The following is a 22,047-nucleotide window of genomic DNA, read 5'->3' on the forward strand; positions in this document are numbered from 1 at the left end:
ATGACAGAACACAAGGAAAAGCACCCGCACTCGAACAAGAGCGAGAAGCAGATTGACAAGCAGGTCGAAGACAGCTTCCCCGCGAGCGATCCGCCTTCCACCGGCGGCACGACGAAGATCGTTCCCGACAAGGACGCCGCTACGAAAGACAAATCGGACGCAAAAAAGCCGGCTGCACACTAGGCCGCGCCAAGCCGCGCCAAGCGGAGATGAACCGCCCAGCCGGATTGCCGGCGGGCGGTTTTTCTAATGAGGTATCGCACCGTTCAGACGCCCTGCAATAGCATTGCCGCGCAAAGAGAACCACTGTCAATGGCATCGTGGCGAGTCAACCATTGACCGCGACGGATAGTTCTTCCTCGGTCCGGCTTCTCGCCGTCTCGACACGCCTGCAAGCCGTGAGAATTTCCTGCAGCGAGCTTGCATAACACTCCGCTCCGATTGCGCTTTGCAGGTCCGCGCTCCACTTCTCCGTATCTTCCGCCGTCCACAATCCGACCACGATCGACACGTTCGGCAAGCGTGCGCGAATGCGCCTGACCAGATAGCGCAAGTGCGACGGAATGCCGTCGATCTGCAAGTAGAGAATGCAGACGATGCCGACATCGTCCGCGTCGAGCTGATCGATCGACGCGCGCGATGCGGCCTCATGCGGCAACGCACGCGAGGTGAACCCATGCTTGCCCAGCAACTGCAGCAGGATCGTTGTCGCCAATGCGTCGAGCGGGCCGCGTCCGGGAATGCACAGCACGCGGCTGCTCGCGGCGAGCGAGGTCTGGTTCGTGCCGGCTTCTCCCGAATTGCCTGGCGTAACGCGCCGCGGATTCGCCGCTTCAGCTTGTGCATCATTGGAGGCGCCGGAAGCTGAAGGCGCCAGCGGCCCCACCGCGCTCCAGATTTCGCCCGTGGCGGAGGTAGCCGGCTGGCTGTCGTCATAACTGTCGAGGCCGTCCACGAGGTCGTTCGTCGTCGCCTCGATGCGTGCAAGCTGCGTCGCCGTGACGCTGCCGCGCATGACATCGTTGGCCGCGAGTTGCAGGCCCTTGATCGCGACCTCGTCGTAGTACGCCGACAGGGAGCGCTCGCGCAGCAGCAGTTCCGCTTGTTCGATCGCTTCGTCCGGGTCGCCGGCCAACGCACGCTGATAAAAGTTTTCGACCGGCGTCAACGCCGGCTGGTCGCCCAACAGCACGTCGAGAAATTCCAGGCGCCGCACATGCCGGCCGAGCACCAGCAGGCAAAGCGTCAACGGCGTCGACAGAATCAAGCCTATCGGCCCCCAGATCCAGCTCCAGAAAATCGCGGCCACCACGACCGAAAACGGCGAAAGGCCGGTGCTGCGTCCATACAGCAGCGGCTCGACGATTTGACCCACCAGCACTTCCACGCTGACGAACAGCGCCATCGAGCAGATCGCCATCGTCCAGCCTGGACTCACGGCGGCGGCGAGCGCGGTGGCCAGCGTCGCCGAGATCCAGATGCCGACGTACGGCACGAGCCGCAGCAGCGCCGCGAGAATGCCCCACAGAATCGGACTCGGCACACCGATCATGAACAGCCCCGTGCCGATGATCACGCCGACGCCCGCATTCAGGCCGAGTTGCGAAACGAAGTAGCGGCTCAAACGCCGCGCGGCTTCGTCCATGACCGTGGTGGTGCGGTGCAGGTCGCGCGAGCCGAACAAACGGATTGCGCGGTCGCGCAAATCGTCGCGTTGCAGCAGGATCACCACCATCACCACAAAAACGATAAAGGCCGTTTCGAGCGGACTGATTGCCGGCGACAACACGCGTCTCGCGAGTTCAAACGGCGTCGGCACCGGCTCGCGCACTTCGACCGGCACGGCGGCGGGTTCGCCGGATGTCGAATGCGCAGTGCCGCGCGACACCGGGCCAGGCCGCGGCGCGATCTGCGGCGGCTCGACCGTCGCGCGTTGCAGCGCCTGGCCGGCGGCGCTTGCAAACCCGTTCAGTTTGCCGACGGTCAGGCTGTGCACCGTTTCCATCTTCTGCTCGATGGTCGCTTGGTAACGTGGCAGGCCGGCCGCCAGATCGGTCAGTTGCGTGGCGATCACCGCACCGAGCAGGCCGATCACCGACACCGAGATCACCACGGCGGCGAACACGGACGCCACATGCCCGAGCCGCAAACGCATCAACGCGTTGGCGAGCGGCGCGACCAGAAAGCTGAGCAGAATCGCAAGCGTGATCGGAATTAGCACGGCACTCGCGAAATACAGGCAGGCGACCACGGTGATGCCCACCGCGAGTGAGATCAGGCTGTCGAGGCCAAAGGCCGTGGCGGGCGCGCGAATGTGAATGGCCGGCCTCACGCCGCGCGGTTCAGGGATGTCCTTCATGTGCGCCAGTCTGTCCGGTTCTGCTCAGTTCGCATTCCTTCAGGCGAGACCGACGAGGCGCGTTGCGCACGTCGATGCTGCCGACGTGCCGACGCCATGTCGCGCCTCGCTTATGCGTTCAATCTTTGTCCCGTCGCGATAGCTCATTTACTTCGAAGGCTCGCCAGAGACCGGCCCACTCTCCACCGGCGGTGCTTCCCTCTCGATGTCGGCGCGTGCCTGGTCCCAATACTCGTCAGGCGTGCCTTTCGGTTCTTCAGCCTGCTCCCACAGGTAATAAGCGCGTGTGCGAATCTGTTCCTCTTGAGAGGTTTGTTCCTGTTCCATTTGATCACCTCGGTTGACCTGACGTGGGCCGATATCGGCTGCGCTGCACGCAACCCGCCGCTCAGCAGCGGCATGCGCGCAGTCCCTTGCAATCGAGCAAGCGCTATACCCGGCAGCGCAAGCTCGACAGCATTTCAGGCCTTATTGCGTCAAGCTCCCGCGGCGGGTTCGCTTTCGTCAGTGGTAAGTTGCTCTTCGAGGCGGTCGAATACACGCTGCGTCGCGCGGTTCGGTGTGTCGAGTGCGAACAGCAGGAGTGAGCGTCCCGTCACCTGATACGCGTCGCCGGTGCTGAACAGCGGCAATTCTGAACGCACCGGCATGTTGGTATCGAGCAGGCAGGTCCACTGATCGCCGTCGGGAATGTCGGGCAGCGTAAAGTTGACGACATCGTGGTGGGCGTTCAGCACCAGCAGCAAGGTCGCGTCCGAAGCCGGACGGCGAATGCCGCTCGCCTGCGCACGGCCGTCTATCACGAGGCCGAAGCAGCGCATCGACGGATCGTCCCATTGTTCCTGCGAGAGATCCGTGCCATCGGGCGAGAGCCAACGCGCGTCGGTCACGTCCAGCGCCTCGTTATATTCACCGATGATAAAGCGGCCGCGCCGCAAAACCGGCAGACGGTGGCGCAACGTGGTCAGATTCTTGACGAACTCGATGAGCGCGCGGCCGTCGTCGTCGATGGCGTCCCAATTCACCCAACTGATCTCGTTGTCCTGGCAATAGGCGTTGTTGTTGCCCTGCTGCGTGCGGCCGAATTCATCGCCCGCAAGTATCATCGGCGTGCCCTGCGAAAGCAGTAACGTGGCCAGCAGATTGCGTTTCTGGCGCTCGCGCTGTTGACGAATGTCCGGGTCGTCGGTCGGACCTTCCACGCCCATGTTCCAGGACTTGTTGTCGGAGTGGCCGTCCTTGTTGTCCTCGCCGTTGGCTTCGTTGTGTTTGTCGTTGTACGAGACCAGATCGTTCAGCGTGAAGCCGTCGTGCGCGGCAATGAAGTTCACGCTGGCCCACGGGCGGCGGCCGCGATGATTGAACTTGTCGCCCGAGCCGGTGAGACGCGTGGCGAGATCGGGCACCTTGCCTTCGTCGCCCTTCCAGTATTCGCGCACCGTGTCGCGAAAGCGGTCGTTCCATTCGGCCCAGCCGGGCGGAAAGCCACCGACCTGATAGCCGCCCGGGCCGCAGTCCCACGGCTCGGCAATCAGCCGCACGCTCGAGAGCACCGGGTCCTGCCGGCAACTGTCGAGGAAACCGCCGCCTTCGTCGAAGCCGTGCTGTTCGCGGCCAAGAATCGTGGCGAGATCGAAACGGAAACCGTCCACCTTCATTTCCGTCACCCAGTAGCGCAGGCTGTCGGTCACCATCTGCAGCACGCGCGGGTGCGACAGATTCAGCGTGTTGCCGGTCCCGGTATCGTTGATGTAATAGCGCGGCTCGTCGGGCATCAGGCGGTAGTACGATGCGTTGTCGATGCCCTTGAACGAGAGCGTCGGGCCACGCTCGTTGCCTTCCGCGGTGTGGTTGTAGACCACGTCGAGAATGACTTCGAGATTGTTGTTGTGAAAGCGGTCCACCATTTCCTTGAACTCGCCCACCGAATCAGTCGATGACGCGAAGAAACGTGGGTCGGCCGCGAAGAAACCTATTGTGTTGTAACCCCAGTAATTGGTGAGGCCCTTCTCCAGCAGATAACTGTCGTTAACAAAGGTCTGGACTGGCATCAGTTCGACCGACGTCACACCGAGGTTCCTGATGTAGTCGAGCACGACCTGCTGTCCGAGTCCGGCGAACGTGCCGCGCAGATTTTCCGGTACTTCTGGATGCCGTTTGGTAAATCCCCGCACATGGGCTTCGTAAAAAATCACGCGCTCCCACGGCAACGCGTTCCGATCAGGATGACTCCACGAAAAGTTGGCATCGACCACCTTGCACTTGGGCACGAAGGGCGCGCTGTCGCGCTCGTCGAAAGACAGGTCGCCCTGTTCGGAATCCAGCGTATAGCCGAAGATTTCCGGCGCCCATTTGAGCTCGCCGATATGCGCCTTTGCATAGGGGTCGAGCAAGAGCTTGTTCGGGTTGAAACGATGGCCCTTCTCCGGTTCATAAGGGCCGTGCACGCGATAGCCGTAAACCGCGCCCGGTTTGAGGTTCGGCACGAACACGTGCCACACCTCGTCAGTGTATTCCGGCAATTCGATGCGTTCGATTTCGTTTTCGCCGGTTTCATCGAACAGACATAGTTCGACCTTGGTGGCGTGCGCCGAGAACAGCGCGAAATTGACACCGCTTCCGTTCCATGTCGCGCCAAGCGGAAAAGGCGTGCCTTCCGAGATGCGCGTCGAGTAATTGGTCTGGGATGACATAGGGTTCCTGTGGAAGCTAAAGGCGCGGGCGCGCGTATTTAGTGCAAGCGTGATTCAGTCGATGCAGGCGTCTCCGGCGACATGAATGCGCGATCGGAGCTTCGAACAGCAGCCCGCTGATCTAGCAAATTCCAGACCTGAAAGGTTTGACGTGGCTGCGTGCGCGGCGCGGCACAACTCTTGCAGCAGCAGGGTGAAAGCTGATTCAGTGAAGCGGCGGCATGAGAAGCGCCGCATATGCCATCAGGGAGAAATCATCATGCAACGAATACAGATCAAACCGCTGGCCGCCACCGCCCTGCTTCTCGCCACGCTGGCGTCGTACGGCAACGCGTACGCTCAGGGCGCGCCGCAGGCCATCACCGAAAGACGTACGGATGTGGTGCAACTCGCCAGCGGCTACCGCGCGTCGAAGCTGAGTGGCGCTGATGTTTACAACAAAACGAAGGACACGATCGGCACGCTGGACGATCTGATCGTCTCGCCGAGCGGCGATCGCAGCACCTACGCCATTCTGTCGGTAGGGGGATTCCTGGGCATGGGCAAACATCTGGTCGCCGTGCCGTTTAACGACTTACAGATCAACAACCGCCGGGTGGTGCTGCCAGAAGCCACCAAGAAATCGCTCGAGGCGCTACCTGAATTCAAGTACGCGCCGGATTGAGAGAGGGTTTTCATTTCGATGACCGGTCTGCAAGGTCTCGACCATGCAGACCGGTGTCAAACCATGGGCTCTCTACGACGGGCCCGCCGCGTGCAGCGCCGCCGCTGATTCGAGCACCCGCAGCAGGCGCTCAGGCGTCAACGGTTTCGCGCAATGCGCATCGAAACCTGCGGCTTTGGCGCGCGCGCGGTCGTCACGTGAGGCAGAAGCGGTACAGGCCACCAGCAACATATGCGAAGTCGAAGGATCAGCGCGCAGACGCCGAGCCAGTTCGAGACCATCCAGACCCGGCATCCTGATGTCCAGCACCACTGCAAAGGGTTGCCAGTCGCAGGCCATCTCGCAGACGGCGAACGGATCCTCGAGCGCCCGGCACTCGAAGCCGTCCGCAGCTAGCAACATCTGCAATGCATCTGCCGCTTCCCGGTAATCGTCCACCACGAGGACGCGCCGGTGCGATGCCATTGCGTACTGGATAGGCCGCCACACTACGACGTCTTCGTTATCGTCCATCCGGTCGTCGAACGTCACCATTCTCTCCTTGGCTTTTCCGTGTGCCACTCACGGGCAATTCGAAACCTGCTCGCAAGATTCGCTCCTGACACGCGGACAAAACTCATCGTTCGCCACACGATGGTTTTCCGGTTGCGTCGCGTTCGCGTACGCCCTCACCTCATCACCTTAGCTCAGGCAATAAAATGCCGCTGACTAAAAGCCCAGCACCGTTTTAGGGATTTGTACTCAGCGGGTTATCCCGCACGGTCGTCGATGAAGCCCTTCAGCATGGCGAGCGTATCGGCGTCGTCGATGTGCTTATCAGTACGCCAACGCAACATGCGTGGAAAACGCACTGCCACGCCGGACTTATGACGTGGACTCGCCTGAATGCCTTCGAAGCCGATTTCAAAAACCAGCGTGGGAGTGACGCTGCGCACGGGGCCGAACTTTTCGATCGTGGTCTTGCGCACGATCGCGTCGACCTGACGCATTTCTTCGTCGGTTAGACCGGAATAAGCCTTCGCGAAGGGCACCAACGTGCGCACGCCGTTCGCTTCGTCCCATACCGCGAATGTGAAATCCGTGTAGAGACTCGCGCGACGGCCGTGGCCGCGTTGCGCATAGAGCAGCACGGCATCGACTGCATACGGATCGATCTTCCATTTCCACCATGTACCGGAGGCTTTGGTGCGGCCCACGCCGTACATCGATTCGCGCTGCTTGACCATGAGCCCTTCCACGCCACGCGAACGGCTCTCGTCGCGCAATGCGGCAAGCGCCTGCCAGTCCGCTGCACGAACGAGCGGCGACACGCGCAGCAGATCGTGCGCGAGTATGCCTTCGATTGAAACAGCCAACGCCTCCAGTTGCGCGCGCCGCTCGACGAGCGGCGTCATGCGCAGGTCCCGGCCGTTCGCTTCGAGCAGATCGTACGCAAGCAGCGTCGCCGGCGAATCGGCGAGGATTTTTTTTGTCAGCGTTTTACGGGCGATGCGCGGTTGCAACCGCGCAAACGGTAATGGCGCGAGGGCGCCGGGTTCCCACGCGAGAATTTCGCCGTCGACCACGAAACCGTCCGGCAAGGCATCGCCCAACGCCGCCACTTCGGGGAAGCGATCCGTGATCAGATCCTCGCCGCGTGACCATAACCAGACACGTCCACCGCGTTTGACGAGTTGCGCGCGAATGCCGTCCCACTTCCACTCGATCTGCCATTGCGAGGGATCGCCGAGCGTTGCCGGATCGGCTTGCAATGGATGCGCGAGAAAGAACGGATACGGCAGGCCGAGGTCGCTCTCCTGCTGGTGCTCGCCAGGCTGCATCTCGTCGCCAGTCGCTTCGGGCGCGATCAAACGCAGATAGCGCGCGGCATCGGGCTTCTGTTGCGAATCGGTCCAACCAACCATGCGTTGCGCGATCCGCTTATGATCGACGCCCGCGACTTCCGCTAGCGCCCTCACCACCAGTTGCCGCGCAACGCCCACCCGAAACCCGCCGCCAATCAGTTTGGTCAGCAGAAACCGGCCGCCCCAATCGAGTTCGTCCCAGTAGCTGATCAAACGGGTGCGCAACTCTTCCGGCGCCACACCGCGCAAGGTCAGCACACGTTGCTCGATCCATTGCGTGAGGCCCAGTTCGGAACTGCGTTGCGCGGGCGGCAGGATATGCGCAATGGTTTCGGCCAGATCGCCCACTGCGTGATAGGACTCTTCGAACAACCACGCCGGCAAACCCGCGCGTTCGCGGGCGATCTCGGTGAGCAGACGCGTCGGCACCGATTGGCGCGGTTTGCCGCCGGCGAGAAAATACGACGCCCACGCCGCGTCTTCCGGTTCGGCCACGGCGAAGTAGCTGGTCAGCGCTTCGAGTTTGTCGTGCGTGGACGTGGTCGCGTCGAGCGCGGTGTAGAGAGCGGCGAAGCGTTTCATGCGCGGCTCGCCGGGTTGGCCGCGTGGCCCTGGTCATCAACCGAGACAGCCTGCTGTGCTGCTGTCTGATCGAACTCGAGCGGCACGCTACGCGCCGCGGCGGTTTCATCCGCACCCGCGGCATCCGCTTCGACTGTATCGTCGCCATATTGCGTTTCAAACGCGCCGGCCTCGAGGCCTTGCTCGCGCAACCAGCGCACCATGGGCTCGACCGAGCCATGCGTGACAATCACGCGTTCGGCGCCCGTCGCCTGTATGGCTGTTTGCAGGCTCGGCCAATCGGCATGATCCGACAGCACGAAGCCGCGGTCGACACCGCGCCTGCGGCGCGCGCCACGCAGACGCATCCAGCCGGATGCAAATGCATCGCTATAGTCGCCGAAGCGCTTGAGCCATGCGCTGCCTTGCGCGGACGGCGGCGCCACGATCAGTGCCTGACGGAACGCCGCCTTGTCCTTGACTGGTATCTCGCTGACAGGCCGCACAGGCGGCAAATGCACGCCAGCGTCCCGATACGCGCGATTGAGCGGCTCCACGGCGCCGTGACAGAAAATCGGCCCAATGCCGGCATCGACACTGGCGAGCACGCGCTGCGCCTTGCCGAACGAATAGCAGAACAGCACGGACGCGCGTCCTTCGGCAGCGTTATGACGCCACCACGAATCGACGCCGTCGAATACCGCTTGCGGCGCGTCCCACCGGTAGATCGGCAGACCGAAGGTCGACTCGGTAATGAAGGTGTCGCAGCGCACCGGTTCGAAGGCGTCGCAGGTCGGGTCGGGGTCGAGTTTGTAGTCGCCCGAGGCCACCCACACGCGCCCACGATGTTCGATCCGCACTTGCGCCGAGCCGAGTACATGCCCTGCGGGATGGAGCGACACCGTCGTGCCGTTAAGATCGAGGCGCTCGCCATACCCCAGGGTTTGCAGCGATATGCCGGGCAAACGCGACAGCAGCACGTTCGCCCCGGCTTTCGAAGCGAGGTAATGCCGATGCCCGAAACGCGCGTGGTCGGAATGCGCGTGCGTGATCACCGCCCGGTCTACGGGACGCCACGGGTCGATATAGAAGTCGCCAGGCGGACAATACAATCCCTCTGGCCGTGCCACCACGAGGTCCGCGAGGTCTGCTTCGTCAGAGGCTATAGTCAATGGGGTTTCCAGTGGAAAAGCGGGCACGTTGCAGCAGGTCGATGCAAGCTCGAAACATCGGCCAAGCAAACTGCATTCCCGGCGTGTGCTATTGAACCGAAACGCCGAAAAGAAGCGGCAATGTCAGCGTGGCTGCATTCTTGCTTGAGTATGCAGGAGCAACAAGGTACGCGCATCGGCAAAGCCCGCATTCCGGCAGGTCAGCCACGCGCGCTGCGAGGTTCCATGCAAACCATCATCGATGACCACGCGCTATATGTGGCGAAACATCCCGGCGCATTCGTGCTGCAAACGCTGAAGGCATTTCGCGCCAACCAGGGCTTGCTGCTCGCGGGCGCGGTCGCGTATTACGCGTTGTTGTCGATCGTACCGCTCATGATCCTGATCGTGATCGCCCTGTCGCGCTTCGTGCCCCAGCATGTGTTGCTCGCGGCGCTCGCGCATCTGTTGCAATGGCTGGTGCCGGGCCAGTCGAACGCCTTGGTTCGCGAGCTGGCCAATTTTCTGTCGCATCGCGCGGTGATCGGCTGGGTCTTGCTGCTGACGATGATCTTCTTCAGTTCGCTGGCCTTCACCGTGCTCGAGAACGCGATGTCGCTGATTTTCGTCCACCGCGTGGTGGTCCGGCGGCGCCACTTCCTGCTCTCGGCAATGCTGCCGTATTGCTACATTCTGTGTCTCGGCGTCGGCATCCTGATCGTCACCTTCGTGTCGAGCGGACTTGAAGCGATCGGCGCCGAAGGCATCGATCTGTTCGGCCTGCATGTCTCGTTGCAGGGCCTCTCGCGCGTCGTGCTGTATCTGCTCGGCCTCGCGGGCGAGGTCTTCGTGCTGACCTCGATCTATATGGTGATGCCGGTCGGTCGCCCTTCGCTCAAGCATGCGCTGTTCGGCGGCGTGGTTGCCGCCGTGCTGTGGGAGATTACGCGGCACGTGCTGGTCTGGTACTTCGCCACCCTCTCGCAGGTGAGCGTGGTCTACGGATCGCTGACCATGGCCATCGTCATCCTGTTCAGCCTTGAATGGCTCGCGACCTTGCTGCTGCTCGGGGCGCAGGTGATTTCGCAATACGAACGCTTCGGGATCGAGCCGCTTCAGGCGCCGCAGCCCGACATCAAGACCGGGTGAGTGCTCGCCGCGAGGCGTGCTGCGGCCAGGCAACGAGGCCGTGGGGCAAGACTGCGGTAACATTCCGCTGGATACCGGCCGAGGCGCACGCCTGGCATAACCGCCTCTTCCAGCCGGCAGGCTTCAGGATCCCACCATGAGCGTCACCCAGCGCAACAACATACAGATTTCCGGCAACGGCAAGCGAACCATGGTGCTGGCGCACGGTTTCGGTTGCGATCAGAGCATGTGGCGCTACCTCGCACCGTCGTTTCAGGACGAATACCGGACCGTGGTGTTCGATCATGTCGGCAGCGGCTCGTCGGATCTGAGCGCCTACGACATCGACAAGTACGACTCGCTGTACGGCTACGCCAGCGACCTGATCGAGATCATCCGTGAAGTTGCCGACGGCCCGGTGGTGTTCGTCGGCCACTCGGTCAGCGCGATGATCGGCCTGATCGCGAGCCTCAAGGCGCCGCAACTCTTCTCCGCGCTGATCATGGTGGGCCCGTCGCCCTGTTACGTGAACGACGGCGACTACGTCGGCGGCTTCTCGCGCGAAGACATCGAAGATCTGCTGCGTACGCTCGAAAGCAATTACCTCGGCTGGTCGAGCGCAATGGCGCCGGCCATCATGGGCGCGCCGGAGCAGCCGGAACTCAGTGTCGAACTGACCAACAGTTTCTGCCGCACCGATCCCGAGATCGCCCGGCAATTCGCGCGCGTCACGTTTCTCTCCGACCAGCGCGCAATACTCTCGCGCGCCACCACGCCCACGCTGATTCTGCAAAGTAGCGACGACATCATCGCGCCGTGCGTGGTCGGCGAGTACCTGCACCGCACGATTCCCGGCAGCACGCTGCATCTCATCGAGAACGTCGGCCATTGTCCGCACCTCAGCGCGCCGAGCGCGAGCGCGGCCGCGATGAATTCCTTCCTCGCGCCGATGAGCCTGTAGCACGATGCACAGCACGGACCGCCCGCTGCCCTCGGCCGACGCGTTGTTCGAGCACGCCGCCTGCGGCCTGCTTGTCACCGATGCCAATGGCCGTATTGTGCGCGTGAACGCGACCTTCTGCGGCTGGCTCGGCTATGACAGCGCGGAGCTCGCGGGGGCGAGGCAAATCCAGGATCTGCTGAGCGCCGGCGGCAAGGTGTTCTATCAGACGCATTGGGCGCCGCTTCTGCAAATGCAGGGTTCGGTGGCCGAGGTCAAACTGAACATGCTGCATCGCGACGGCCACACGGTGCCGATGCTGCTCAACGCGGTGCGCCGCCGTCATGGCGAGGTGACTTACCTCGAAGTGGCGGTGCTGATCGTCGCGGACCGTCACAAGTACGAGCAGGAGTTGCTGCTCGCGCGGCGCAATGCCGAGGCGTCCGTGGCCGCGCATCAGCTCGCGCAGCGCGAGTTGCAGGAGAGCCGCGATGTGCTGAGCCTCGCCATGCGCGGCGCGCGCATGGGCGCGTGGTCGCACGAGCCGAAGTCGGGCAAGCTCTGGTGGAGCCGCGAACTCGAAGCGCTCGCGGGCTATGCCGAAGGCCGCTTTGCCAACATGCCCGGCGGCTTTTTCGAACTGATTCATCCGGGCGATCTGATCGCGCTGAACGAGGCAGTGGACCACGCGGTGGAAACCGGTGACGACTATGTCGCCGAATTCCGTTTTCTGCACGCAAGCGGCGACTGGTGCTGGATGGAAGGCCGCGGGCGCGCCACTTACGACCGCCAGGGCGAGCCGCTGACAATCTACGGCCTCGGCATCGACATTACCGAACGCAAGGAAGCGCAGACGGTCCTGCTCCGCCAGGCGGCAATCTTCGAACACCTGAGCGACGCGATCGTGATCACCGATCTGCGCGGCAATATCACGGACTTCAACGTGGGCGGCGAACGCATGCTGGGTTATCGCATGCGCGAGATTCTCGGCAAGCCGGTCGCGCTCCTGCTGCCGCCGGCCCAGGCGCTGAGCATTCGCCGCGAAGCGCTCGCGGCACTGGCCGCCGAAGGCACATGGCGCGGCGAATTGCCGTTCGTGCGGCGCGACGGTTCGCGCGGCGTGTGCGAAACCGTCATCAAGCCGCTCGCCAACGCGCGGGGCGATATCTACGGCGCAGTCAGCATCAATCGCGACATCACCGGGCGCCGGCACGCGGAGCAGCAACTCACGCGGCTGAACCGCGAACTCTCGAATGCCGATCGCCGTAAGGACGAATTTCTCGCCACGCTCGCACACGAACTGCGTAATCCGCTCGCGCCGATGCGCAACGTGCTTGAAATTCTGCGCCTGAAAGAGTTCGCCGATCCGCAATTGAACTGGTCGCGCGACGTGTTCGACCGGCAACTCCAGCACATGACGCATCTGGTCGACGATCTGCTGGAAGTCTCGCGCATCACTCAGGGCAAGCTCGAGTTGCGCAAGCAGCGTCTCGAACTGGCACGCGCGATGCAATCGGCCATGGAAGCGGTGCGGCCGACCGTGCAGGCCTCGTCGCATCATCTGAGCGTGACGCTGCCACGCGAGCCGCTCTATCTGGTCGCTGATCCCACACGACTGTCGCAGATGATCCTGAATCTGCTGAACAACGCCGCCAAGTACACGCCGCCCGGCGGGACCATCTCGCTCACGGCGGAACGCGAAGGCGACGAAGCCGTGATCGTCGTGCGCGATTCCGGCATCGGCATTCCAGCCGAGCATCTGGACAACGTGTTCGAAATGTTCTCGCAACTCTCGCCGGCGTTGGACCGCTCGCAAGGCGGACTCGGCATCGGCCTCGCGCTGGTGCGCGGCCTCGCGGAACTGCACGGCGGCACGGTCGCGGCCTTTAGCGACGGTCCCGGCAAAGGCAGCGAATTCGTGATCCGGCTGCCAGTGACGGCAACCGCGGCGCTGCCGTCCGACAGCGCGCCGCCCGAAGCACCGCATGCGGGCGGCCTGCGCGTCGTGATCGTCGACGACAACGCGGACGCCGCCGAAAGCCTCGCGATGGTGCTCGAACTGGAAGGCCACGAAGTGCGCACGGCCGGCGACGGTATCGCGGGTCTCGAACTGATCGGCGCGTTCGCGCCGCAGGCGGTGATTCTCGACATCGGGTTACCGCAACTGAACGGCTATGAAGTGGCGCGGCGGATTCGCCAGGATCACCAGCACGCGGGCATTGTGCTGATCGCCGTCACCGGCTGGGGCCAGCAGCAGGACAAGCAGACTGCTCTCGCCGCGGGATTCGACCATCACTTCACCAAGCCGGTCGACCCCGGCGAGTTGCAGCGGGTATTGAGCCGGCAGAGTGCGTGAGTGCGTGGTTGCGTGATCAACGCGCCTTGTTAAACTGACGCGATTTCCGCTCGCCTCTCTTTATGCCATTCGACACCGTTGCCGCTTTCGCCGCTGCCTCTTGCGAAACCGTTTCGCCCCGCACTGGCACAGCCGCCCATGCTTGACGACGCTCAGGTCACACGCACCCTCGCCGCTCGCGGCATCGTGCCCGACGCGAACCAGCGCGAAGCGATCGCCGCGCTCGTTACATTGCTCGGCGCGAACGGCCGGAGCACGCGTTCCGCCGCGACACCGCCGCATCAGGGCGTGTATTGCCATGGGTTGCCTGGGCGCGGCAAGAGTCTGGTGGTCGATACTGTGTTCGAGTTGGCGACCTGCCGCAAGCGGCGTCTGCACTTCCACGAATTTTTGCGCGAGATGAACCGGCGGCTCGTCCGCGAACCGAGCGGTGACGACCGCCTCGGCTCGGTCTCGCGCCAATGGCTCGACGGTATCGAGCTGCTGTGCTTCGACGAATTTCACGTACACGATATCGCCGATGCATTCCTGATGGGCCGCTTTCTCGATACGGCGATCGGGCTCGGCACCCGCATCGTGCTCACCTCGAACTATGCGCCGGAAGGTCTGCTGCCCGACCCGGAGTTTCACGAGCGTTTTCTGCCGACCATCGAGCAGATCAAACGCTGCTTTACCGTGATTCATTTCGACGGCGCGCGCGACTACCGCTTCGGCGGTGAACAGGCGCAGGTGCCGCATTTCTTCGCGCCGCTCGATGCCGCCAGCCGCGAGGCATTGCTGCGGATTTTCGTGCGCTATGAAGGCAGCGAAACGCTCGATCCCGTCACGGTGAGCGCGGCGGGCCGACCGCTTGTCGCACGCGCGGCGGGCGCGGCTTTACTGTGGGCGGACTTCGAGAATCTGTGCGTGGCGAGCCGCTCGCATCTCGACTACCTGGACCTCGCCGAGCAATGGCACGGTCTGATCCTCGACAATGTGCGCAACGAGTGGTTGAGCACATCTCACACGCTGCAACGGCTGATCTGGCTGGTCGATATTCTCTACGACCGCAAGCGTGCGCTGTTTATCGCGTCCGATGAACCAATCGAGACGGCGCTCAGCGGCCTGCAAGGCGCGCACGATCTGTCGCGCACACTGAGCCGGCTCGCCGACATGCAATCGCGCGCTTATCGCAACACGCTCGATGGAACGCGCGAGGTTTCAGCGGACATGCCGGTCGATGCGTTGGACGATTCCGCGTAAGCCGGAGCACCCTGGGCGCGTTTCCATAAAAAACCGGCGGTTTTCATCAAACCGCCGGCTTTTTCACTGCGCACCTTTCGCGCCCTCACTCCTGGCTGCGCTTCGCCTTCACCCGCTCGATCTGCTGCTTCGCCGCTTCATGCACACGCTCCGGCGTGAAGCCGAACTTCTTCTTCAGATCCGCGAGCGGCGCGGATGCGCCGAACGTATGCATCACTACCTGCGCGCCGAGCCGACCCACATAGCGGTCCCAGCCGAGCGAGGCAGCCTGTTCGACGGCGACACGCGCGTCGACGTCCGAGGGCAGCACCGACTCCTGATACGCCTCGTCCTGGCGCTCGAAGATGTCCCACGACGGCATCGACACCACGCGCGCCGCGATCCCCTCGCCCTTGAGCTTCTCGTACACGTCGACGCAGATCGAGAGCTCGCTGCCCGTCGCCATCAGGATCACTTGCGGCTTTTGTCCATCGGGTGCGTCGGCGAGCACATACGCGCCCTTCTGCGTTCCGCTGGCGGCGGCATAGCGGCTGCGATCCAGCGTGGGCAATGCCTGGCGCGACACGACGATGCACGACGGCCGGCGCGGATCCGACAGTGCCACGCGCCAGGCCTCGGCGACTTCGTTGGCATCGCCCGGACGCAGCACGGTGAGACCCGGCACGCCGCGCAATGAGGCCAGTTGCTCGATCGGCTGATGGGTCGGACCGTCTTCGCCCACGCCGATCGAATCGTGCGTGAACACGAAGATCGACGGCACTTCCATGATCGCCGAGAGGCGGATCGGTGGCTTCATGTAGTCGCTGAAAATCAGGAACGTGGAGCCGAACGGCCGCAGATTCGACAGCGCGAGGCCGTTTACCGCCGCGCCCATCGCGTGTTCGCGAATGCCGAAGTGCAGATTGCAGCCGCCGTAGTTATCGTGCTCGAAGCTGCCGGCGCCCTCGAATTTCAGGTTGGTTTTGGTTGACGGCGAGAGATCCGCCGAGCCGCCGATCATCCACGGCACGCGCGCGGCAATCGCGTTGAGCACCTTGCCCGACGAATCGCGTGACGCGACGCCTTTCGGGTCGGCGTCGAACTTGGGGATGTCGCTGTCCCAGCCCGCAGGCAATTCGTGCGCTTCCATCTGCGCGAATTCACGCGCGAGTTCCGGGTACTTCTTGCTGTATGCGTCGTACTGGACCTGCCATGCCTCGCGCGCCGCCTTGCCGCGCGCGCCGATGCCGGCCGCGAAGCGCTCGTGCACGCCATCAGGCACATAGAAGAACTTGTCCTCCGGCCAGCCATACGCCTTCTTGGTGAGCGCGACTTCTTCGACGCCGAGCGCCTCGCCATGCGCCGAGGAACTGTCCTGCTTGTGCGGCGAGCCCCAGCCGATGATGCTATGCACGACAATCAGCGTCGGCCTGTCGGTGATGCTTTTCGCCTCGACAAAAGCGGCCTCGAGCGCGGCGGCGTCGTTGGCGTCGTTCACGCGCAACGTGTGCCAGTTGTAGCCGCGGAACCGGCTTTCGACGTCGTCGCTGTACGCGAGGTCCGTGTGGCCTTCGATCGTCACGCGGTTGCTGTCGTAGATCCAGATCAGATTGGACAGTTTCAGATGCCCGGCGAGCGATGCCGCTTCGTGCGAGATGCCTTCCATCATGTCGCCGTCGCCGCATAGCGCGTAGACGCGATGGTCGAAGAGGGGCGCATCCGGCTTGTTGAAGTGGCTCTCGCACCAACGCCCAGCCATCGCCATGCCGACGCTGTTGCCGAGTCCCTGGCCGAGCGGGCCGGTGGTGGTTTCGACGCCGGTGGTCATGCGGTACTCGGGGTGTCCCGGCGTGTTGCTGTCGATCTGGCGGAAATGCTCGATGTCGTCCAGCGAGACGGAGGGCCTGCCGGTCGGCTTGCCCTCGTCGTCCACCGCTTTCACGTTGGCCAGATGCAGCAGCGAATACAGCAGCATCGACGCATGCCCTGCCGAGAGCACGAAGCGATCGCGGTTCGGCCACAACGGCTCGTCCGGATCGTAAACAAGATGGTTTTGCCACAGATGATAGGCCACGGGTGCCAGTGCCATCGGCGTGCCGGGGTGACCGGAATTGGCCTTTTGCACAGCGTCCATCGACAGCGTGCGGATCGTGTTGATGCACAGCTGATCGAGGGCGGGATCGTTTTGCATGGGACACTCCTTGTTCGGCGGTTGAAGAGAAAGCCGGAACGCGCTGTGTCGGCGCACCCGGCGAGCCGTGTTACGTGGAAGAACGCATGAGGAACCGCTGCGAGGCTCAACGATGATGCGCCGATGCGCGCAAATCTGCACGGAGCGTTACACGGGGCATCGGGCGGGCTTGCTGCGGGAAGCGGTTATTTCAGCGGCTTGCCACTGGAACCCGTCCGGAGCGGCGCTGACACGAAGAAAAAACCGGCGTGCGCCGAGATCAAGCCGCGCGCAGCCAATACTCGACCAGGGGTCCCTCCTTGCCGTCGATCGGATCCAATGGCGGAAAAGGCAACGCCTCCATGGCCGCTAGTTCGTCCGGCGTGAGCGCCTCGCGGCGGATGTCCCACTGCTGGTCCTCCGGATAGCCGGCGACGACCCGGAAGTGCCGCGCGAACGATTGCAGACAATGGCCAGTGCCGGCCGGCAGCAGGATCGCGTCGCCGGCGGATAGCGACACCACCCTGCCGCCCGGACCGCCGATGATCACCTGCGCGGAGCCGTCCGTCACACCGAGTACTTCGTGCGCTGTGGCGTGGAAATGGTGGTAGTCGAAGATCCCGTCGCGCCACTGCGGCGGCCATGCGTTGCGCTCGAAGAGGATCTCGAAGGCGGCCGCGAGGTCGCCGCTATCCGGCATGAGAGCGCGCCGGTAAATCACGACCGGCAGGTTGCGGTTATTCGGCACCCAGTCGTGCGGTTTGAGCATGAAGGCTTCGTATTCGGTTTTGGCGGCGTCGAATCCATGCTTTGAATCATTGAACATGGTTTCCTCCTTAGCGTCCTGCGGATCGCGGTGCGCCGTTGGAGCCGACGTGGAAGACGCTGCGCTGGCCGGCTCGGGCGTTCGTTTCAGCGCCGCATAAAGCGCACCTGCCTTCGCGTCCGCTTCTTTTCGGGCGTGTTTGTACGCGCTACTGTGACGGTGGACGAATTTCGCAAACATATGAAGTATCGCTCGCCTGGTTACATTGCTGCGTCATTCCTTGCGCTGCGATTCACGTCCGCCGCCTCCGGGCGGCTCCGCATGCGTGCCGGTGCCGAGCGGCACTTCGGCGGTGTGTGCCGGGCGCTCGTTCGAGCGTGGCGGATTGGTCGCCTTGTCGACGCCGGTCTGCTCGACTGGCTCGATGCCAAGCGGACTGGGTTCGATATAGTGCGTGCCGCTTGGCTTGTTGCGCTGTTTCACCTCATCAGTAACCAATGCGTCCAGTTCGTCCTGCGATTTGGTGCCCTGCATGTCGCTCTCCTCGTGACGTGGGATATATCTTCGTTGAAGCAACATCCGGTCCCTCTCGGTCAACGCTCCCGCACTACGCCGGAGTATGGCCGGGCACGGCCGTTGCGAAAAACGAGGCGAAGGTGTGAACCGACATTTTGTAAAAAGGAGAACTTCATGACGATGACGACGATTCGCGTGTCCGATACCGAAGTGCAGGTCGAACGCACTTTGTACACATTCGCGCAGAAGAGCGACGCGGACGCATTCCAGCGCTGCCTCGCCGATTCCTCGATCGACAGTTGCTACCGCACCTATCCACCCGTCTCCGCGAAGCCCACCCTGCCCGACGAGCACCCCAACGATCCGGGCCGCGGCAGCACGATTTCACCGTCGCTCGGCGGCATGCCATAAGGATTCCGTCTTTCCGGCAAGCGGCGCGCGTGCGCCGCCCTCCTCCACCTGCCTCCTTGCTCCCTCACTTTTCAGGGCTCGCGCGATCGGCGGCCACGATCTCGCGCCCATAGTCGATCGCGGCGCGGCGCGCCTCGTCGGCGGTCGCGTAGGGCCCGAGTTCAGGCGCGCCATCGAATGGAAACAGAATTTTTCTGTCCGCTCTTCTGACAACCTTCAGTCCACCTACGTAACGGCCGTCGCCTGTTCCGTGATAGCTGGCGTAAATCTCGAACTCGTCGTCAGCAACGTCGGCCTTATGTCGCGCCATTTTTCTTTCCCTTATCCCTGCACATCTGTGCGTCATGTTCGGTGTGATATCGCGGCGCATACCGCCGCTGCTGGATACGCGCCTGCCGTGGTCGAGCAATAGCCGTTCCACGCGGCGCGCCCGCGTCGGCGGCGGTTCGAGCCGGTGGCATGCCGGTTGCGTTTCGCATGCATGCCCACCACGGAACCCACCATGACGACGAAGACGACAAACACGAGTTGCATGCCGGATCTGCATCTGCATACGCCGATGCCGCCGGAAATCGACCCCGACGCGCCGCCCCCGACCAGCGATCCCGATCCATCGCCGCCGCCCGACGATGTGCCGCCGAACGACCCGGATCGTGCGCCCGACGGTGATCCACCGGGCAGGCCGCCGCCATAGAGCGTCGCGTGCCTTCGCGTGCCTGTCTCACGCGCTTGCGCACACCGAAGGTCCGGCGGGACGGTTGTAAGCGCAAATTAATCCAGCGGTCCGGTAATTGCGGGGCTTCGGCTAAACCGGTGCGCAGGCACCGCCAACCGTTGAGGAGTGAGCATGAGCACCGACCCTACTGTCGAACCCACGTCCGAGAGTCCAGCGCAACGCGCATCCACCGCACCCGATAGCGCGCCCATCAAGCCATATCGCCACGCCGCCGGCGGCTGGGGCTCGGTCAAAGCGGTCGCGTCGATCCTCGTGCAGGAACACGTGACGTTGAACGGCAGCCGCATCCTTGCGCAGCAGAACAAGCCTGACGGCTTCGCCTGCGTGAGCTGTTCGTGGGCCAAACCCGCGGACCCGCATCTTTTCGAATTCTGTGAGAACGGCGCGAAAGCGACCGCGTGGGAAATCACCAGTAAACGCGTCGACGCGGATTTCTTCGCCAGCCATACGCTGAGTGAATTGCGCTCGTGGAGCGGCCTCGAACTCGAATCGCGCGGGCGGCTGACCACGCCGATGCGCTGGGATCCCGACACCGACCGCTACGTGCAGACCACCTGGCAACATGCATTCACCGAAATCGCGAGCGAACTGCAAGCAATGGATCCGAATGAAGCGGTGTTCTATGCGTCGGGCCGGGCGTCGCTCGAAACGTCCTATATGTACGCACTATTGGCGCGCCTCTACGGCACCAACAACCTGCCGGACAGTTCGAACATGTGTCACGAAAGCACTTCGGTCGGCTTGCCGAAGTCGATCGGCGTGCCGGTCGGGACCGTGCAACTCGAAGATTTCGAGCATACCGACTGCATGCTGTTCTTCGGCCACAACACCGGCACCAACGCGCCGCGCATGCTGCATCAGTTGCAGGATGCGCGCAAACGCGGCGTCGAAATCATCACCTTCAATCCGCTCAAGGAACGCGGGCTCGTCACCTTTGCGAATCCGCAGTCGCCGCTCGACATGCTCACTCCGGCCGACACGCGGATCAGCACGCAATATCATCAGGTAAAGATTGGCGGCGACGCGGCAGCGATTGCGGGACTCTGCAAGCTGCTGATCGAATGGGACGACGACGCGCAACGCAACGGTGAGCCACGCGTGCTCGACGCCGCTTTCATCGCGGAACATACGCATGGCTTCGAAACCTTCGCCCAGGCCATGCGCGCGACTTCATGGGAGGAGATCGAACACCACTCGCACCTCAGCCGCGCCGCGCTCGAAGACGCGGCACGCGTCTACGCGAAAGCGAATGCCGCGATGGTGCTGTACGGCATGGGCATCACCCAGCACCGCAGCGGCGTGCACAACGTGCAGATGCTGTCGAACCTGCTGCTTCTGCGCGGCAATATCGGCCGCCCGGGCGCGGGCATCTGCCCGATTCGCGGTCACTCGAACGTGCAGGGACAGCGCACGGTCGGCATCACGGAAAAGCCGGAACTCGCGCCGCTCGACAAGCTGAAGGAGCTCTACGGCTTCGAGCCGCCGCGCGACAAAGGCATGACCACGGTCGATGCCTGCCGCGGCGTGCTCGACGGCAAGGTCAAAGCGTTCATCGGCCTGGGCGGCAATTTTCAGGTGGCGATTCCCGACCACCATGTGATGGACCCCGCGTGGCAGCGTCTGCGGCTCACGGTGCAGATCGCCACCAAACTCAATCGCAGCCATCTGCTGCACGGCGAGGTCGCCTATCTGCTGCCATGCCTCGGGCGCATCGAGGTCGACCGGCAGGCGAGCGGCGAGCAATGGGTCAGTGTGGAGGACAGCACGGCCTGTGTGCATGGCTCGCACGGGCTCGCCGAGCCGGCCGGCGACATGCTGCTGTCGGAGCCCGCCATCGTCGCGGGTCTTGCCAAGGCGCTCTTGCCGCGCAACCCGAAGATCGATTGGGACGCTTGGGTCGGCGACTATTCGCTGGTGCGCGACGCAATCGAGCGCACCTATCCGGATCAGTTCAAGGACTTCAACGCGCGCTTCAAGCAACCCGGCGGCTTTCACCGGCCGCTCGCGGCCTGCGAGCGCAAATGGAAAACGGAGAGTGGCAAGGCGAATTTCATCGTGCCCGAAACGCTCGACGAAGACGCGGATATGCCGGCGCGAGGCCCGGACGTGCTGCGCCTGATGACGGCCCGCGGCGACAGCCAGTTCAACACCACCGTCTACGGCCTCGACGACCGCTTCCGCGGCGTGCACGGTAGCCGCAACGTGCTGCTCATGCATCAGGACGACATGGCGCAGCGCGGTTTCGCGGAGGGCGACGCGGTGTGCATCTCCACCGTCTCGAACGACGACGTGACGCGCGAAGTCGACGGCATGCATGTCCACGCGTTCGACATTCCGCGAGGCTGCATCATGGGCTATTACCCGGAATGCAATCGCCTGATTCCGCTCTCGCATCACGCGGAATCGAGTCAGGTGCCGGCGTCGAAGTCGATTCCGGTGCGGCTGCGCAAGTCGGCGGTGAGCGAGGATCGGGTGGCGTAAGAAAGTACAAAGGGCGCGCCGGCATGAACCGGGGCGCCCTTTCTGCCATG

19 protein-coding genes are annotated in these 22,047 nt (G+C 63.2%); 9 read left to right on the plus strand and 10 right to left on the minus strand.

Annotated elements, in window-relative coordinates:
• The gene (locus tag B0G71_RS24745) at positions 1 to 183 is read left to right on the plus strand and encodes a hypothetical protein (RefSeq protein WP_116144943.1); all 183 of its coding nucleotides are present in this window, start codon (positions 1 to 3) and stop codon (positions 181 to 183) included.
• Between the two features lie 145 nt (positions 184 to 328).
• On the opposite strand, the gene B0G71_RS24750 is transcribed toward B0G71_RS24745, so the two are convergent.
• From B0G71_RS24750 to glgX, 3 genes are all read right to left on the minus strand, one after another.
• Positions 329 to 2,359, minus strand: a complete 2,031-nt coding sequence (locus B0G71_RS24750; RefSeq protein WP_116144945.1) for an AI-2E family transporter — start codon at positions 2,357 to 2,359, stop codon at positions 329 to 331.
• Positions 2,360 to 2,506: 147 nt separating this feature from the next.
• On the minus strand, positions 2,507 to 2,686 hold the full coding sequence (locus B0G71_RS24755) for a DUF2934 domain-containing protein (protein ID WP_116144947.1): 180 nt from the start codon (positions 2,684 to 2,686) through the stop codon (positions 2,507 to 2,509).
• Positions 2,687 to 2,835: 149 nt separating this feature from the next.
• Complete coding sequence (gene glgX / locus B0G71_RS24760; RefSeq protein ID WP_116144949.1) at positions 2,836 to 5,052, minus strand: glycogen debranching protein GlgX; 2,217 nt, start codon at positions 5,050 to 5,052, stop codon at positions 2,836 to 2,838.
• A 259-nt stretch (positions 5,053 to 5,311) separates the two neighbouring features.
• On the opposite strand from glgX, the gene B0G71_RS24765 reads away from it, so the two are divergent.
• On the plus strand, positions 5,312 to 5,716 hold the full coding sequence (locus B0G71_RS24765) for a PRC-barrel domain-containing protein (RefSeq protein WP_181196487.1): 405 nt from the start codon (positions 5,312 to 5,314) through the stop codon (positions 5,714 to 5,716).
• A gap of 72 nt (positions 5,717 to 5,788) precedes the next feature.
• Here the strand turns inward: B0G71_RS24765 and B0G71_RS24770 are convergent, their stop codons facing one another.
• From B0G71_RS24770 to B0G71_RS24780, 3 genes are all read right to left on the minus strand, one after another.
• Positions 5,789 to 6,247: a response regulator gene (locus B0G71_RS24770; RefSeq protein WP_404935485.1), complete on the minus strand. Its 459-nt coding sequence runs from the start codon at positions 6,245 to 6,247 to the stop codon at positions 5,789 to 5,791.
• 218 nt (positions 6,248 to 6,465) lie between these two features.
• Positions 6,466 to 8,142 (minus strand): ATP-dependent DNA ligase, encoded by a 1,677-nt coding sequence (locus B0G71_RS24775; RefSeq protein ID WP_116144953.1) that lies wholly within the window; start codon positions 8,140 to 8,142, stop codon positions 6,466 to 6,468.
• Positions 8,139 to 9,293, minus strand: a complete 1,155-nt coding sequence (locus tag B0G71_RS24780) for a ligase-associated DNA damage response exonuclease (RefSeq protein WP_116144955.1) — start codon at positions 9,291 to 9,293, stop codon at positions 8,139 to 8,141. Before B0G71_RS24780 ends, B0G71_RS24775 begins: the two co-directional genes overlap by 4 nt.
• A 225-nt stretch (positions 9,294 to 9,518) precedes the next feature.
• Here B0G71_RS24780 and B0G71_RS24785 point away from each other — a divergent pair, with 225 nt between their 5' ends.
• From B0G71_RS24785 to zapE, 4 genes are all read left to right on the plus strand, one after another.
• Positions 9,519 to 10,421, plus strand: coding sequence for a YihY/virulence factor BrkB family protein (locus B0G71_RS24785; RefSeq protein ID WP_116148857.1), 903 nt, complete (start codon positions 9,519 to 9,521; stop codon positions 10,419 to 10,421).
• Positions 10,422 to 10,557: 136 nt separating this feature from the next.
• Positions 10,558 to 11,361, plus strand: coding sequence for an alpha/beta fold hydrolase (locus B0G71_RS24790; protein ID WP_116144957.1), 804 nt, complete (start codon positions 10,558 to 10,560; stop codon positions 11,359 to 11,361).
• A 4-nt stretch (positions 11,362 to 11,365) separates the two neighbouring features.
• Positions 11,366 to 13,696, plus strand: a complete 2,331-nt coding sequence (locus B0G71_RS24795) for a PAS domain S-box protein (protein ID WP_116144959.1) — start codon at positions 11,366 to 11,368, stop codon at positions 13,694 to 13,696.
• A gap of 138 nt (positions 13,697 to 13,834) precedes the next feature.
• Positions 13,835 to 14,938, plus strand: coding sequence for a cell division protein ZapE (zapE, locus tag B0G71_RS24800; protein WP_116144961.1), 1,104 nt, complete (start codon positions 13,835 to 13,837; stop codon positions 14,936 to 14,938).
• A gap of 85 nt (positions 14,939 to 15,023) precedes the next feature.
• Here the strand turns inward: zapE and tkt are convergent, their stop codons facing one another.
• The 3 genes from tkt to B0G71_RS24815 all read right to left on the minus strand — a co-directional run bounded on the left by tkt (position 15,024) and on the right by B0G71_RS24815 (position 18,387).
• Positions 15,024 to 17,108 (minus strand): transketolase, encoded by a 2,085-nt coding sequence (tkt, locus tag B0G71_RS24805; RefSeq protein ID WP_116144963.1) that lies wholly within the window; start codon positions 17,106 to 17,108, stop codon positions 15,024 to 15,026.
• A 259-nt stretch (positions 17,109 to 17,367) separates the two neighbouring features.
• Positions 17,368 to 17,913 (minus strand): cupin domain-containing protein, encoded by a 546-nt coding sequence (locus B0G71_RS24810; RefSeq protein WP_116148859.1) that lies wholly within the window; start codon positions 17,911 to 17,913, stop codon positions 17,368 to 17,370.
• Between the two features lie 213 nt (positions 17,914 to 18,126).
• Positions 18,127 to 18,387, minus strand: a complete 261-nt coding sequence (locus B0G71_RS24815; RefSeq protein ID WP_116144965.1) for a hypothetical protein — start codon at positions 18,385 to 18,387, stop codon at positions 18,127 to 18,129.
• 156 nt (positions 18,388 to 18,543) lie between these two features.
• Between B0G71_RS24815 and B0G71_RS24820 the strand changes: the two genes are divergently transcribed.
• The gene (locus B0G71_RS24820) at positions 18,544 to 18,780 is read left to right on the plus strand and encodes a hypothetical protein (protein ID WP_106278101.1); all 237 of its coding nucleotides are present in this window, start codon (positions 18,544 to 18,546) and stop codon (positions 18,778 to 18,780) included.
• A gap of 64 nt (positions 18,781 to 18,844) precedes the next feature.
• On the opposite strand, the gene B0G71_RS24825 is transcribed toward B0G71_RS24820, so the two are convergent.
• Positions 18,845 to 19,090: a DUF6723 family protein gene (locus tag B0G71_RS24825; RefSeq protein WP_116144967.1), complete on the minus strand. Its 246-nt coding sequence runs from the start codon at positions 19,088 to 19,090 to the stop codon at positions 18,845 to 18,847.
• Positions 19,091 to 19,282: 192 nt separating this feature from the next.
• On the opposite strand from B0G71_RS24825, the gene B0G71_RS24830 reads away from it, so the two are divergent.
• Positions 19,283 to 19,474 carry a hypothetical protein gene (locus B0G71_RS24830; protein WP_116144969.1) on the plus strand — a complete coding sequence of 64 codons (192 nt, stop codon included), beginning with the start codon at positions 19,283 to 19,285 and terminating at the stop codon, positions 19,472 to 19,474.
• Between the two features lie 153 nt (positions 19,475 to 19,627).
• Entirely contained in the window at positions 19,628 to 21,997 is a 2,370-nt protein-coding gene (locus B0G71_RS24835; RefSeq protein ID WP_258875659.1) for an FdhF/YdeP family oxidoreductase, read from the plus strand.
• The last annotated feature ends 50 nt before the right edge of the window (positions 21,998 to 22,047 follow it).

This window comes from Paraburkholderia sp. BL27I4N3 (assembly GCF_003386115.1).
Taxonomy (GTDB): domain Bacteria; phylum Pseudomonadota; class Gammaproteobacteria; order Burkholderiales; family Burkholderiaceae; genus Paraburkholderia.

Coding starts and splice junctions, on each gene's coding strand:
- B0G71_RS24820 (WP_106278101.1), top strand. CDS start 18,544: ATGACGATGACGACGATTCGCGTGTCCGATACCGAAGTGCAGGTCGAA.
- tkt (WP_116144963.1), bottom strand. CDS start 17,108: ATGCAAAACGATCCCGCCCTCGATCAGCTGTGCATCAACACGATCCGC.
- zapE (WP_116144961.1), top strand. CDS start 13,835: ATGCTTGACGACGCTCAGGTCACACGCACCCTCGCCGCTCGCGGCATC.
- B0G71_RS24755 (WP_116144947.1), bottom strand. CDS start 2,686: ATGGAACAGGAACAAACCTCTCAAGAGGAACAGATTCGCACACGCGCT.
- B0G71_RS24785 (WP_116148857.1), top strand. CDS start 9,519: ATGCAAACCATCATCGATGACCACGCGCTATATGTGGCGAAACATCCC.
- B0G71_RS24835 (WP_258875659.1), top strand. CDS start 19,628: ATGAGCACCGACCCTACTGTCGAACCCACGTCCGAGAGTCCAGCGCAA.
- B0G71_RS24745 (WP_116144943.1), top strand. CDS start 1: ATGACAGAACACAAGGAAAAGCACCCGCACTCGAACAAGAGCGAGAAG.
- B0G71_RS24775 (WP_116144953.1), bottom strand. CDS start 8,142: ATGAAACGCTTCGCCGCTCTCTACACCGCGCTCGACGCGACCACGTCC.
- B0G71_RS24795 (WP_116144959.1), top strand. CDS start 11,366: ATGCACAGCACGGACCGCCCGCTGCCCTCGGCCGACGCGTTGTTCGAG.
- B0G71_RS24765 (WP_181196487.1), top strand. CDS start 5,312: ATGCAACGAATACAGATCAAACCGCTGGCCGCCACCGCCCTGCTTCTC.
- B0G71_RS24810 (WP_116148859.1), bottom strand. CDS start 17,913: ATGTTCAATGATTCAAAGCATGGATTCGACGCCGCCAAAACCGAATAC.
- B0G71_RS24825 (WP_116144967.1), bottom strand. CDS start 19,090: ATGGCGCGACATAAGGCCGACGTTGCTGACGACGAGTTCGAGATTTAC.
- B0G71_RS24750 (WP_116144945.1), bottom strand. CDS start 2,359: ATGAAGGACATCCCTGAACCGCGCGGCGTGAGGCCGGCCATTCACATT.
- B0G71_RS24815 (WP_116144965.1), bottom strand. CDS start 18,387: ATGCAGGGCACCAAATCGCAGGACGAACTGGACGCATTGGTTACTGAT.
- B0G71_RS24830 (WP_116144969.1), top strand. CDS start 19,283: ATGACGACGAAGACGACAAACACGAGTTGCATGCCGGATCTGCATCTG.
- B0G71_RS24790 (WP_116144957.1), top strand. CDS start 10,558: ATGAGCGTCACCCAGCGCAACAACATACAGATTTCCGGCAACGGCAAG.
- glgX (WP_116144949.1), bottom strand. CDS start 5,052: ATGTCATCCCAGACCAATTACTCGACGCGCATCTCGGAAGGCACGCCT.